Origin of the sequence: Mycobacterium sp. NBC_00419, assembly GCF_036023875.1 — a bacterium.
Taxonomy (GTDB): Bacteria; Actinomycetota; Actinomycetes; order Mycobacteriales; family Mycobacteriaceae; genus Mycobacterium.
The window spans coordinates 286,123-299,010 of record NZ_CP107931.1 but is presented as its reverse complement, the minus strand read 5'-3'; the positions used below and the strand labels follow the sequence as shown (position 1 = coordinate 299,010).

General features: G+C 67.9%; 11 protein-coding genes and 1 pseudogene. 10 read left to right on the top strand and 2 right to left on the bottom strand.

Features of this window, described 5'->3' with window-relative positions:
* Both OG976_RS01480 and OG976_RS01475 read right to left on the bottom strand, forming a co-directional pair.
* Complete coding sequence (locus tag OG976_RS01480; protein WP_328356914.1) at positions 1-738, bottom strand: GntR family transcriptional regulator; 738 nt, start codon at positions 736-738, stop codon at positions 1-3.
* A gap of 1 nt (position 739) precedes the next feature.
* Entirely contained in the window at positions 740-2,350 is a 1,611-nt protein-coding gene (locus OG976_RS01475) for a Vgb family protein (protein ID WP_328356911.1), read from the bottom strand.
* Between the two features lie 151 nt (positions 2,351-2,501).
* On the opposite strand from OG976_RS01475, the gene OG976_RS01470 reads away from it, so the two are divergent.
* From OG976_RS01470 to OG976_RS01430, 10 genes and pseudogenes are all read left to right on the top strand, one after another.
* The gene (locus OG976_RS01470; protein ID WP_328356909.1) at positions 2,502-3,347 is read left to right on the top strand and encodes an SDR family NAD(P)-dependent oxidoreductase; all 846 of its coding nucleotides are present in this window, start codon (positions 2,502-2,504) and stop codon (positions 3,345-3,347) included.
* Positions 3,347-4,705 (top strand): aromatic ring-hydroxylating oxygenase subunit alpha, encoded by a 1,359-nt coding sequence (locus OG976_RS01465; protein WP_328356907.1) that lies wholly within the window; start codon positions 3,347-3,349, stop codon positions 4,703-4,705. The genes OG976_RS01470 and OG976_RS01465 overlap by 1 nt, the downstream gene beginning before the upstream one ends.
* On the top strand, positions 4,702-6,549 hold the full coding sequence (locus tag OG976_RS01460) for a flavin-containing monooxygenase (RefSeq protein WP_328356905.1): 1,848 nt from the start codon (positions 4,702-4,704) through the stop codon (positions 6,547-6,549). Before OG976_RS01465 ends, OG976_RS01460 begins: the two co-directional genes overlap by 4 nt.
* A complete protein-coding gene (locus OG976_RS01455; protein ID WP_328356902.1) occupies positions 6,542-7,429 on the top strand; it encodes an SDR family NAD(P)-dependent oxidoreductase in 888 nt (295 codons plus the stop codon). The genes OG976_RS01460 and OG976_RS01455 overlap by 8 nt, the downstream gene beginning before the upstream one ends.
* A 53-nt stretch (positions 7,430-7,482) precedes the next feature.
* Positions 7,483-8,604, top strand: a complete 1,122-nt coding sequence (locus OG976_RS01450; RefSeq protein WP_328363037.1) for a CaiB/BaiF CoA transferase family protein — start codon at positions 7,483-7,485, stop codon at positions 8,602-8,604.
* Positions 8,601-9,761, top strand: coding sequence for an acyl-CoA dehydrogenase family protein (locus OG976_RS01445; RefSeq protein ID WP_328356900.1), 1,161 nt, complete (start codon positions 8,601-8,603; stop codon positions 9,759-9,761). Before OG976_RS01450 ends, OG976_RS01445 begins: the two co-directional genes overlap by 4 nt.
* A complete protein-coding gene (locus OG976_RS01440; protein ID WP_328356897.1) occupies positions 9,758-10,657 on the top strand; it encodes an acyl-CoA dehydrogenase family protein in 900 nt (299 codons plus the stop codon). The genes OG976_RS01445 and OG976_RS01440 overlap by 4 nt, the downstream gene beginning before the upstream one ends.
* Complete coding sequence (locus tag OG976_RS01435) at positions 10,654-11,847, top strand: acyl-CoA dehydrogenase family protein (protein WP_328356894.1); 1,194 nt, start codon at positions 10,654-10,656, stop codon at positions 11,845-11,847. Before OG976_RS01440 ends, OG976_RS01435 begins: the two co-directional genes overlap by 4 nt.
* A pseudogene (locus tag OG976_RS26795) lies at positions 11,847-12,077 on the top strand (acyl-CoA dehydrogenase family protein); the annotation flags it as partial. The gene OG976_RS01435 and the pseudogene OG976_RS26795, both read left to right, overlap by 1 nt.
* Positions 12,066-12,887, top strand: coding sequence for an acyl-CoA dehydrogenase family protein (locus OG976_RS01430; RefSeq protein WP_442930483.1), 822 nt, complete (start codon positions 12,066-12,068; stop codon positions 12,885-12,887). The pseudogene OG976_RS26795 and the gene OG976_RS01430, both read left to right, overlap by 12 nt.
* The last annotated feature ends 1 nt before the right edge of the window (position 12,888 follow it).

Sequence of the window (12,888 nt, the reverse complement as noted above, 5' to 3'; positions counted from 1 at the left end):
TCAGCCCTTCACGCGTCGCATCGTCATCGAGTGGCGGAACCGGGACGACGGATGGGTGTTCACGGTGACCTGGGCGATCTCCGAGTCCGACGTGATGTAGGTCCGCTGCATCTGCAGTGCGGGGGTGGCGGGCGCGACCTTGAGCGTGGCGGCCAGTTCGGGTGAGATCTGCACCGCGGCGATCTCCTGGCGCACCTCGACGATGCTGATGCCGAAGAGGTCCTCGAGCAGCGGGAAGATCGGTCCGGTGTGGTTCTGCAGCATCCGGCCCACGGCGGCGAAGGACCGGTTGATGTAGTACTCGGTTCGGCAGATCGGGGCATCGGAGCCCTCGACCTGCCGGAATCCCACCACCGCAAGCCATTCCGCGCCGACGGGCAGGCCGGTCCGGGCGGCCAACTCCCGGTCGATGGTGACCGTCGCGATCGACTCGATCGCGAATCGGGCGCCCGTGGCAAAGGCGAGCAGGTCGTTGATCGACACGACGTCCTGCACATAGGCGTGCGAGGACGGCCGTGGGACGACCATGGTGCCTGCGCGCGGGCGCGAGGAGACGAGATTGTCCTCCCGCAGCCGGCGTAGCGCCTCGCGAACGGTATACCGGCTGACCGAGAACCGTTGACAGAGTTCATGTTCGGTGGGCAGCTGCGAGCCGACGGGGTACACGCCGTCGACGATCTCCTTGCGGAGCACGCGCGCGAGCTGGATGTAGCGGTGATCAGCGGCCGGTTCGGACATGTCAGCTCCGCCGGCGAATCGCGAGCACGCTGCCCTCGGCGTCGGCCGAGACGAAGATCGTTCCGTCCGGGCCGGCCGCGATACCGGTGAACGGACCTTGGGGCCCGGAGAACGGGGGCATGCCCAGCAGCGGCTTGGGGGTGACTCCCGGCGGCGCACCGACCGGCAGGCCGGTGGCGATGGTGTTCCGGTCACCGCTCGCCAGGTCGACCTCGACCAGCGACGTGGCCTGCACGTCGACCACGTAGAGCACTTCGCCGAGGACGAGAATGCCGTGCGGGCAACCCAGTCCGTCCACCACCGGCTGCGGTGCCGTCCCCCCGAGCCTGACGACGCGACCGGCACCCGATTCGGAGACCAGGACGGCGCCGTCGGGTGCGATGGCAACCCCGACCGGGGTGTCCAGGCCCGTGGCCAGAACCTCGAGGAGACCGGAGCGAGCCGACAGCACCCGCCCGGTGCCCTGCTCGACGAACACCACGTCACCACCGGGTGCGATCGCCACACCGTAGAGCTGATCGAATCCCTCTGCGAGAACGTCGCTTTCACCGCGCTCGGGCCAGAATCGCGCGACCTGACCACTGGAGGTCGTGACGACGAACTCACCGTCACCCGAGGCTGCCAGGCCGCGCGTGTAGCCGGGGAATCCCGGCGTGAACAGCATGCCGACCGGGCGCACCGTGCCGTCGCCCGACGCGACGTGCAGGTAGGGCCCGTCGGCGATGTACACGCGGCCGTCGTGGGCGACCGTGAGATCCAGCGGCCAGTTGAATCCGCCGGGCAGCACCGGGCGCGTCGTGCCCGGCGCCAGGATCTCGGTGATCTCGCCGGAGAAGTTCGAGACGAACAGCCGACCGTCGGCGAAGGTCAGGTTGTCCAGACCGGGATGCAACTCGGCCAGCACGGTCTTCGCACCGGTGCGCGGATCGATGCGCAGCACCTGTCCGGAGTGCGCCTGGGTGGACACGAGGTATCCGTCGGAGTCGAACTTCACCGAATCGGGCACACCCAGTTCGGTGGCGACGACCTCGGGGGCCCCGGCGGGGGCGTCGGGATCGATACGCCAGATCTCGTTGGCGCCCATCACCGGGAAATACAGCAGGCCGTCGGGGCCCACCTCCATGGCGTTGGCCATCGGGACGTCCTCGAGCAGGACGCGTGGTTCCCCGCCGGCCAGATCCAGTTCGAGGATGCGCCCGCCGGGCCGGCACTCGCCGACGAACAACCGTCCGCGGTACATGGTGATGCCGTTGGCGACCGGCATGTCCGCGCGCAGGACCCGGCTGTGGCCTCCTGCGTCGAGGACGGCGACCCGGCCGTTGAGCACCTCGGTGGCGTAGATGTTGCCCGCGTCGTCGAAGACCAGGTCGTCCGGAGCGACGATGTCGCTGCCTTTGGGGCTGATGGCCTCGATGCGTCCGGACGCGATGTCCAGAGCGCTGATCTGGCTGCCGCTGACCTGCGCGATGTAGATGCGGCCGTCTGGGCCCGTCCGCAGACCGTTGGCGCCGAACAACCGACTCGGCGGGGTGATCCGTCGGATCGTCCACCCCTCGGAGACGAGCGGGGGATCGGCAGCGGCCAAGCGGCTGTCCTGCAGCGACGTCGTCACGGAGCGACGGTATCAACCAGATTTAGTCCAGACAATAGTGCTGGACTGATCAAAACCACCCCTTGACGGCGATATAACCGCTGCGGAATCATGTTCTCAATCTAGTAGAGCGGCGTTAATTGTCCGGACTAATAGCGTGCGAAAGCGAGTTATGGCTGATCTTCTGAGCCTCGACGGCCGCATCGTGGTGGTGTCGGGCGCCGGCGGCGGCGGAATCGGCACGACCGTTACCAGGATGGTGGCCGGTGCCGGGGCCACCGTCATCGCGGTCAGCCGGTCGGCGGACAACCTCGACCACCACATCGGACCCCTGGTGGCCGAAGGTCTGCCGGTCGTTCCGGTGGCGGCCGACGTGTCGACCGACGACGGCATCGCGACCGCTCTCGATGCGGTACGCCGTGCCGAGGGCCGGCCGTACGGGTTGGTCAACGTGGCCGGCGGTGCGGCGCCGTCGACGTGGATGCCGGCGACCCGGGTCAGCCGATCCGACTGGCGGGAGTTGTTCACGGCCAACCTCGAGACGATGTTCTTCATGAGCCAGGCGGTGGCCGCCGAGATCAGGTCCGCCGGCGGTCCCGGCTCCATCGTGTCGATCTCCTCGATCAGCGGGATGAACACCGCCCCGTTCCACGTGGCCTACGGCACGGCCAAGGCCGCGATCGTGGCCGCCACCCGCACCATGGCGCTCGAACTGGCGCTCGACGACATCCGGGTCAACGCCGTCGCGCCTGGCGTCACCGAGACCGCGGCGTCGCGCACCTACACCGGCGACGATCCCGAACGGGACCGGGCCGCCATCGCGATGGGGCGGCGCGGACGACCCGAGGAGCAGGCCGGCGCGATCCTGTTTCTGCTGTCCGACCTGTCCAGCTACATCACCGGCCAGACGTTGCTCGTCGACGGCGGCCTGGACCTCAAGTGGAGCCATCTCGGCGCCGACAACACCTCGCTGTTCCTGAAGGACGAGTCCTTCCGAAGAGACATCCGGAGGATCTGATGGACGAAGAGCTCGCGGAGCCGATGACCATCGGCGTGGCGGCCTACACCTCACCGGATTACGCCCGCGCCGAACGAGATCGGCTGTGGCGCAAGGTCTGGCAGCAGGTCGGCCGCGTCGAGGATCTGCCCGAGGTTGGCAGCTACCTGACCTACGACATCCTCGACGACTCGATCATCGTGGTGCGAACCGGGCCAACCGAGTTTTCTGCCCACCACAACGTGTGCATGCACCGCGGCCGCAAGCTGGTCGACACGCCCGCCGGTGCCCGCAACGCCGTGGGGCGGGCCCGCAAATCCTTCGTCTGCGGATTCCACGGCTGGACATACGGTTTGGACGGCACCTGCACCCACATCCGCGAGCAGGCGGACTGGAAGGGTGCGCTGACACCGGCCAACACCCACCTGCGTCCGGTGCAGGTCGACACCTGGGGTGGCTGGCTGTTCATCAACATGGACCCCGACTGCGAGCCACTGCAGGACTACCTGCATCCGGCGGCGAAGATCCTCGACCCGTTCGGACTGGAGAACATGCGGTGCAAGTGGCGCAAGTGGCTGCACTTCGACTGCAACTGGAAGGTCGCGCTGGAGGCCTTCAACGAGACCTACCACGTCTACACCACCCACCCGGAGTTCAACCGGTTCGGTGAGTTCAAGGGCTGGGCCAGGGCGCAGGGCAAGCACAGCAACATCGGTTACGACGCGCCCGACGATATGGCCGAGACGCAGTCGAAGATCCGCCTGGGCACCGGCGATCCGCGCATCTCCACCGCGGAGATGCAGGTGTACACCATGGAGGAGACCAACGCGACGACGACGCAGACACTGGTCAACGCCGCGCTGCGGCTGGTCGACGAACTGCCCGAGGGCACCCCGGCCGACAAGGTCCTCGAGCACTGGCTGGCCTCGGCCCGCCGCGATGACGAAGCCCGCGGCGTGATCTGGCCGCAGATTCCGCCCGACGTGCTGGGTCAGAGCGGCACCGCCTGGCAGATCTTCCCGAACTTCCAGATCGGCCAGGGGCTGACCAGCGCGCTGTGTTACAGCGCCCGGCCCGACCCGGGCTACAACCCGGACAGGTGCATCTTCGAGGCCGCGGTATACGAGCTCTATCCCAAAGGTGGAGAACCGCAGACCGAATGGGAGCACACCCCGGCCGGCGACCCGCGCTGGCGCAGTGTGCTGCCGCAGGACTTCTCGAACATGGCCGCGGTGCAACAGGGGATGAAGTCGCTGGGCTTCCCCGGCACCCTGCCCAACCCCTACCGCGAGCGCAGCACCGTCAACCTGCACTACCAGCTGTCGAAATACATGGGCGCCGGTGAACCCCGCGCGCTCGACAAGGAGAGCAATCGATGACCGTCGAGTGCGGGCCCACGAACACACCCGACGACATCGACATCGAGGCACTGCGGGCGAAGTACGCCGCCGAACGGGCGAAGCGCCTGCGGCCCGAGGGCGCTCGCCAGTATCTGGAACTCACGGGCGACTTCGCAGATTTCTACGAGGTCGATCCCTACTCGCCGGCGCCGGAACGCGACCCGGTCGTGGAGGACGCCGAGGTGGTCATCCTCGGCGGGGGGTTCGCCGGGCTGTTGGCCGGGGCCTACCTGACGAAGGCCGGCATCGAAGGTGTGCGGGTCATCGAGATGGCCGGCGACTTCGGCGGCGTCTGGTACTGGAACAGATTCCCCGGGATCCAGTGCGACAACGATGCCTACTGCTACATCCCGTTGCTCGAAGAGCTCGGTTTCATGCCGTCGAAGAAGTTCGCCGACGGCGCCGAGATCTTCCAGCACTGCCGCAACATCGGCAAACACTTCGGCCTCTACGACGGTGCGCTGTTCTCCACCCAGGTACGCGAATTGCACTGGGACGACGCATTGAATCGGTGGCGGATCGGCACCGACCGCGGGGACGACATCCGGGCCCGGTTCATCGTCATGGCGCAGGGTTCCTACAACCGCCCGAAGCTACCCGACATCCCGGGCATCAAAGACTTCGCAGGCCATGTCTTCCACTCCGCCCGCTGGGATTACGACTACACCGGCGGCGACGCCATCGGCGGCCTGGACAAGCTGGCCGACAAACGGGTGGCATTGGTGGGAACCGGCGCCACCGGCGTGCAGCTGGTTCCCCATCTCGGCCGAGATGCCAAGCAGCTCTTCGTGTTCCAACGAACCCCCTCCTCAGTCGACGACCGGGTCAACACACCGACCGATCCGACGTGGGCGGCCGAACTGGAGCCCGGCTGGCAGGAGGAACGCAAACGCAACTTCCACAACTGGTCACCGTTCGTCGGCGTGGTGTTCGGCGAGCCGGACCTGGTGTGCGACTTCTGGACCGAACTGGGTCGCAACATGACCGCCCGAATCGCGGCCAGCGAGGATCCCGCCTCGCTGAGCATCGAGCAGATCATGGCGATCCGGGAAGAAGAAGACTTCAAGATCATGGAGCGGCTGCGCCGCCGGATCGCGTCCATCGTGTCCGATCCCGCCACGGCGGAGGCCCTCAAGCCCTATTACCGCTTCATGTGTAAGCGGCCCTGCTCGAGCGAGACCTATCTGAGCGCCTTCAATCTCCCCAACGTCACCCTCGTCGACGTGTCCGAGACCAAGGGTGTGGAACGGTTGACGGCCAACGGGATCGTCGCGGGCGGCATCGAATACGGGGTCGACTGCGTCATCTTCGCGAGCGGCTTCGAGATCTCGACCGAGATCAACCGCCGGTATGCGATCGACACCATCGAGGGCCGCGACGGGCTGTCGCTGTTCGACTACTGGCACGACAGCTACAAGACACTGCACGGAATCACCACCCGGGGCTTTCCGAACATGTTCTTCACCGGCTTCATCCAGGGCGGAGTCTCGGCCAACACCACCGCGATGTTCGAGCAGCAGGCCAAGCACATCGCCTACATCCTCGGCGAGGCGCAACAGCGGGGCGCGACGACAGTCGAGCCGGGTCAGGACGGCCAGGACGCCTGGGTGCGGACCGTCAGGGAACTGGCGATCGACAACTCGGCGTTCGAACTCACCTGTACCCCTGGCTATTACAACAACGAAGGTCGCGGCGGTGGGGAAGCCAACGGCTCGTTCCTCGGCGATTTCTACTCGCCCGGGTTCTACGCATTCGACGACCTGCTGCGCGAATGGCGTGACAACGGCGATCTCGCCGGGCTGGAACTCGGGACCGATGGCTGAGCTGAGGTTCGATGGCCGGGTCGCGGTCGTCACCGGCGGCGGTCGCGGCCTGGGTCGCGAATACGCCCTGCTGCTGGCCGCCAAGGGCGCCCACGTGGTCGTCAACGACGTCGATGCCGAACCCGTCGAGCAGGTGGTGGCCGAGATCCGCGCGGCCGGGGGCGACGCGATCGCCAGTGTCGAGTCCGTCGCGACGGCCGAGGGTGGCCAGGCCGTGATCGCCGCCGCGCTGGACCACTCCGGCCGCCTGGATGTTCTGATCCACAACGCGGGCAACGTGCTTCGTGCACCGCTGTCGGAGATGAGCTACGACGACTTCGACGCCGTGCTCGATGTGCACCTGCGTGGGGCGTTCCACGTGGTGCGTCCGGCTTTCCCGGTGATGTGTGCGGCCGGGTACGGCCGGGTGGTGCTCACCTCCTCGATCGGCGGTCTGTACGGGAACCACGATGTGGCCAACTATGCGGCGGCCAAGGCGGGGATCATCGGTTTGTCCAACGTCGTCGCACTCGAAGGCGCCGCACGCGGGGTGCTGTGCAACGTGATCGTTCCCGGCGCGGTGACGAGAATGGCCGAGGGGCTCGACACCTCCGCGTATCCGCCGATGGGACCCGAACTGGTGGCGCCGGTGGTCGGCTGGCTGGCCCACGAAGCCTGCTCCATCACCGGCGAATCGCTGGCCGCCATCGCCGGACGGGTGGCCAGGGTGGTGGTCGCCGAAGCACCCGGGGTGTATCAGCCGGCCTGGTCGATCGAGGCGGTCGGCGAGCGCATCGGCGAGATCCGGGACCTGTCCGCTCCGGTGGTCTTCCCGGCCGTTCCCGCCGGGCACGCCGATCACATCGGCTACAGCTTTGCGATGGCAAGGGGCACAACGTGACTGCACTACGCAGCGGGCCGCTGGCGGGGGTGCGGGTGGTGGACCTGACCGCGATGGTGATGGGTCCGTACTGCACGCAGATCCTGGCCGACATGGGCGCCGACGTCATCAAGATCGAACCGCCGCAGGGCGACGACACCCGCTACGTCTCCGTCGGCCCGGCACCCGGCATGAGCGGGGTGTTCGTCAACGTCAACCGCGGCAAGCGCAGCGTCGTACTCAACCTGCGCACCGACGACGGCAAGGCCGCGCTGCGGGCGCTGATCGCCGATGCCGACGTCTTCATCCACTCCATGCGGGCCAAGGCGATCACGAAGCTGGGCTTCGGCTACGACGACGTTTCCGCCATCAACCCGGGAATCGTCTACACCAACTGCTACGGCTACGGCCACCGCGGGCCCGAGCGTGACCGCCCGGCCTACGACGACACCATCCAGGCCGAGTGCGGCCTGCCTGCCGTGCAGAAGGAGTTGACCGGGGAGGCCAACTACGTCGCGACGATCGTCGCCGACAAGGTCGCCGGCCTGACCGCGGTGTACGCCACGACCATGGCGCTGTTCCACCGCGAGCGCACCGGTGAGGGCCAGGAAGTCGAAGTCGCGATGTTCGAAACCATGGCGTCGTTCATGCTTGTCGAACACGCCAACGGGGCGATGTTCGATCCGCCGCTGGGCCCGGCGCTGTATCACCGCACCATCGCACCCAACCGTAAGCCGTATCGCACCAAAGACGGCTACATCTCGGCGCTGATCTACAACGACAAGCACTGGGCGGGCTTCATCAACGCGGTGCAGCCGGCGTGGAACGACGAACGGTTCGCGACGCTGCCCGCGCGCGCTGCCGAGATCGACACCATCTACTCGCTGCTGGCGCAGACGATGACCGAGCGCACCACCGACGAGTGGCTCACGCTGTTCGTCGACCTGGAGATCCCGGCGGCGCCCCTGAACACCCCCGAAGACCTGTTCGACAACGAACACCTCAACGCCGTCGGCTTTTTCGAGACCGTGCAGACACCGCACGGGGCGGTCCGGATGCCCGGCGTGCCGACCTGGTTCTCCCGTACACCCGGCAGAGTGTCCGGTCCGGCTCCGTTGCTGGGCGCCGACACCGCTGAGGTGCTCAAAGAACTGGGCCTGGCCGAGCTGAACCTCGCCGAGGCGGAAAGCCGATGAGCCTGGACTTCGACATGGGCCCGGCGGCGGCCGCCCTGCGCACCCAGCTGCGGTCGCTGGTGACAGAGCACGTGCCCGAGGGCTTCATGGGTGCGTTCACCGACGACCCCGCCGATCTCGAAGCGGCTCAACGGTTCTGCCGAACCCTGGCGAGCGACGGAATGCTGTGCCTGGCGTGGCCGCAGGAGTACGGCGGGCGCGGCGCCTCGGTGTGGGAGCAGACGGTGGTGCGCGAGGAGATGTGGGCTCACCACGAGCCGCGCGGCGCCCAGTACATGGGTGTCAACTGGGTCGGACCCACCGTGATGCGCTACGGCACCTCAGAACAACAGCGCAAGCACCTGCCGCCGATCGCCGCCGGCGAGGTCATCTGGTGCCAGGGCTTCTCCGAACCGGAGGCCGGCTCGGATCTGGCGTCGCTGCGCACCACGGCGCGCAGAGATGGCGATGGGTGGCTGATCAGCGGGCAGAAGATCTGGACCTCCTACGCCACCATGGCGCAGTGGTGTTTCCTGCTGGCGCGTACCTCGAAAGGGGAGAAGAAGCAGCAGGGCTTGACGATCTTCCTGGTGCCGATGAGCGACCCGGCCATCCAGGTGCGCCCGATCCGGTCGATGATGGGCCCGCATCACCTCAACGAGGTGTTCTTCGACGACCTGCGGGTCACCGACGCCGACGTGCTGGGCACGATCGACGGCGGCTGGTCGATCGTGCAGGACGTGCTGTCCTTCGAGCGGGTGGGGATCGCCAGATATGCCCGCTGCGAACGGCTTCTGATGCTGGCGCCCGAAGCGCTGGGGGACCGTTGGGAGCAGCTGCACGAGGAACTGCGCGGCCGCTGGACCCGCATGCTGATGCACTGCCGGCGGGCCCGGCTGCTGGCCTACCGGGTGGTGTCGCTGCAGAGTGCCGGGCGCATCCAGCCCGCGGACGCCGCCGGATACCGCATCGCGGTCACGAAGCTGGACCAGGACAGCGCCGAGGTCCTGATGGAGATCATCGCCACCGTGCCGCGCGACGACGCGCCAACCGCCTACTACCGGAGCGAGGTCGAGGACCACTGGCGGTACTCGCAGTCGGCGACGGTGGCATCCGGCAGCATCGAGATGCAACGGATCCTGATGTCGCGGGCTCTGCTCGGAGGGGCCAGGCGATGAACCTCGAACTCTCCGAGGACGCAACCGAATACGGCCGCCAAGCGCTGCGCGCCTTCGAATCCGCCGGCGGCGACCTGCTGGTGCAGCAGGCCGAGGCAAAGCCGTCGGATCGCGAAGCGCTGGTCGCCCCGGTGCTCGCCGAACTCGGCGCCTGGGACCTCGACCCGCGCGCCGACTCCGACTCGCTAGAGGCCGCCGCGGCCCTGTGCCGCAGCGCCGGTTACTGGGCACTCCCGTACCCGCTCGCCGAGCGGCTGGCCCGGCCCGCCGATCTCGATGTCGACGGGTTGATCGTCGTCTCTGCCGCGGCGCCGGAAGGCGCGATCGCAGGTCTAGAGACCCGTTGGGCCGCAGTCACACTCGACGGGGCGCGCAGCGCAGCAGTGGCCACCGCGGCGACTGGGCCCGCCTTCACGGTGGCGTTGCAACTGACCGAGATCGACGCTGCCGGTGCCGGCGATGTGGCCCTCGCGCTGATGCTGCCGTGCTGGACGCTGCTCGGAATGCTGGACCGTGCCATCGAGTTGACGATCGCCCACGTCACCTTGCGCAAACAGTTCGGTCAGCCGCTGTCGTCGTTTCAGGGTGTGCAGTTCCAGCTCACCGACGCCGAGGTGGAACATAGCGGCCTCGAGGTGCTCGCCAAACATGCGCTGTGGAGCCTCGACGTCGACGACGCGCTGGCGCTGCGACTGGCCGCGATCGAGGCCGCCGAGGTCGTCTTCCGGGTGTGCCACCAATTGCACGGCGCGGTCGGTTTCTGCGACGAGACCACCCTGTCGTGGCTGTCGCGCTACAGCCAGCCGCTGCGACGTCTGCCGTTCGGCCTGTCGGCCACCCGGCAGCAGTTGACCCAGCGGGTGGGCCGGCGTGGCCTGACCGGGTTGTACTCATGACGGCCGACCTCGATCATTTCCGCGCCAGCGTGCGGCAGTGGTGTCGCACCCACGTGCCCGCCGACTGGCGCGCCACTCAGACCGGGGCGAGCGACGAGGAGTTCGTCGCCTTCCAGAAGGCATCGTTCGCCGAACTGCACCGGGCCGGATACGCCGTGCCGCACTGGCCGGCACAGTGGGGTGGCGGCATGCCGGTCGACCAGCAGATCGTGCTCTACTCCGAACTGGCCGCCCACGACGCCCCACGCCTGGTGCTGGCGTTCGTCGGAATTCACCACGCGGCATCGACATTGCTCGTCGCCGGCACCGACGAGCAGCGCCGCCGCCATCTGCCTGCCATTCTCGACGGTGAGATCTGGGTCCAGGGCTTCTCCGAACCCGAGGCCGGATCCGATCTGGCCGCACTGCGCACCACCGCCCGGCGCGACGGCGAGCACTACGTGGTCAACGGCCAGAAGCTCTGGGCCAGCGGCGGTATGCACGCCGACTGGTGTCTGCTGCTGGCCCGCACCGATCCCGAGGCCCCCAAGCGCCAAGGCATCAGCTACTTCCTGCTGGACATGACCACACCTGGTATCGATGTGAGGCCGATCCGCAACGCGGTCGGCGACTCGCACTTCTGCGAGATCTTCCTCAACGACGTGCGGATCCCGGCGGCCAATCTGGTCGGCGAGGAGAACCGCGGCTGGCAGGTCGCCCAGGCCACGCTCGGTGCCGAGCGCGGGATGACGATGCTGGAGTTGGCCGAGCGGCTGGGCAATGCCGGCTTCGGTTGGCTGGTGCACGAGTGTGCCCGCACCGGAGCCGACGGGCACCGCCCGCTCGACGATGCCGTGGTGCGAGATCGGCTGGCGCAGTTCGAGATCGAGGTGACTGGCCTGCGCGGGCTGTGCCGCGATGTCGTGGCGGCCGGCGAGGCGGGCACCGTCGGTGCGGCCGACCCCTCGATCGTCAAGCTGTACTACAGCGAACTGCTGCAACGGATGACTGACTTCGGTGCCGAGATCGGCGGGCTGGCCGGGCAGACACACCTGACCAAGCCGGCGTCCAGCGGCTGGGAGTCGGGGTCGTGGATGCTGGACTTCATCGGGTCCTGGGAGTGGACCATTCCGGGCGGCACCAGCGAGATCCAGCGCACCATCATCGCCGAGCGGGGCCTGGGCCTGCCGCGGGAACCGAGCGCGCTCTGATGACCGGCTACGGCGACCTGCACGACGAACTGCGTTCGGTGGCACACGATCTGCTGGCCAAAGAGCGCCTCGACTGGCCGCTGCTGGTGCAGGCCGGCTGGATCGGCCTGGAAGCGCCGGAACACTGCGGGGGAGCAGGGGCGACCTTCGCCGAAGTGGCCGTGGTTCTCGACGAGATGGGCAGGGCCGCCGCCTCGACGGCTTACCTCGGCGGTGCGGTGCTCAGTGTCGGCGCACTGAATGCGCTGCAGCCCGGCGATTCTCGTGACCAACTGTTGAGCGAGCTGGTGGCAGGGCAGATCCGCGCCGCGGTGGCACTGCCCACGGATGGGAGCACGGTGCCCCGGTTCCGCTTCGACGGTGCGACGGTGAGCGGCCGCGCCGAGTTCGTGCCTGATGCAACAGACGCCGACGACCTGCTGCTGCTGGCCACCGGTCCCCGCGATCAACTGGTGGTCGTCCGCGTCCCCACAGGCGCGCTCGACGTACAGCGCCAACCGGTTCTCGACGAAACCCGCAGTCTGGCAATCGTGTCCGCGAACGCCGTCGCGGTGGACGAGTCGGCGGTGTGGGCCATAAACACCGAAGCCGCCGCCGCACTGCTGGACCGCGCCCGCCTCGCGATCGCCTGCGACAGCCTGGGACTGGCCCAGGCGATGCTGGACGCGACCGTCTCCTACGTGCGGGTGCGCGAACAGTTCGGCCGCGCCATCGGCTCCTTCCAGGCGGTCAAGCACGCCTGCGCCGACATGCTGGTGGCGGTGACCGTGAGCCGGCGCTTGGTCGACGACGCCGTCGAGGCGCTCGCCGCGGGCGGCCCCCGCGCCGGTACCGCGGTGCTGATGGCCACGGCGCATGCCTGCGGCAGCGCTGTAGAGGTGGCCGGTAAGGCGATGCAGCTGCACGGCGGCATCGGATACACCTGGGAGAGCGGCATTCACGTCTACCTCAAGCGGGCCGCGCTCAATCGTTCGCTGTTCGGATCCCCGGCAGCACACCGCAAACAACTCGCAGAGCGTTACGAGAACTGGAGACAATGAC

Excerpts from the sequence above, each read along its gene's own strand:
- OG976_RS01450 (WP_328363037.1), top strand. The coding sequence starts at position 7,483 with ATGGTGATGGGTCCGTACTGCACGCAGATCCTGGCCGACATGGGCGCC.
- OG976_RS01480 (WP_328356914.1), bottom strand. The coding sequence starts at position 738 with ATGTCCGAACCGGCCGCTGATCACCGCTACATCCAGCTCGCGCGCGTG.
- OG976_RS01460 (WP_328356905.1), top strand. The coding sequence starts at position 4,702 with ATGACCGTCGAGTGCGGGCCCACGAACACACCCGACGACATCGACATC.
- OG976_RS01455 (WP_328356902.1), top strand. The coding sequence starts at position 6,542 with ATGGCTGAGCTGAGGTTCGATGGCCGGGTCGCGGTCGTCACCGGCGGC.
- OG976_RS01440 (WP_328356897.1), top strand. The coding sequence starts at position 9,758 with ATGAACCTCGAACTCTCCGAGGACGCAACCGAATACGGCCGCCAAGCG.
- OG976_RS01465 (WP_328356907.1), top strand. The coding sequence starts at position 3,347 with ATGGACGAAGAGCTCGCGGAGCCGATGACCATCGGCGTGGCGGCCTAC.
- OG976_RS01445 (WP_328356900.1), top strand. The coding sequence starts at position 8,601 with ATGAGCCTGGACTTCGACATGGGCCCGGCGGCGGCCGCCCTGCGCACC.
- OG976_RS01435 (WP_328356894.1), top strand. The coding sequence starts at position 10,654 with ATGACGGCCGACCTCGATCATTTCCGCGCCAGCGTGCGGCAGTGGTGT.
- OG976_RS01470 (WP_328356909.1), top strand. The coding sequence starts at position 2,502 with ATGGCTGATCTTCTGAGCCTCGACGGCCGCATCGTGGTGGTGTCGGGC.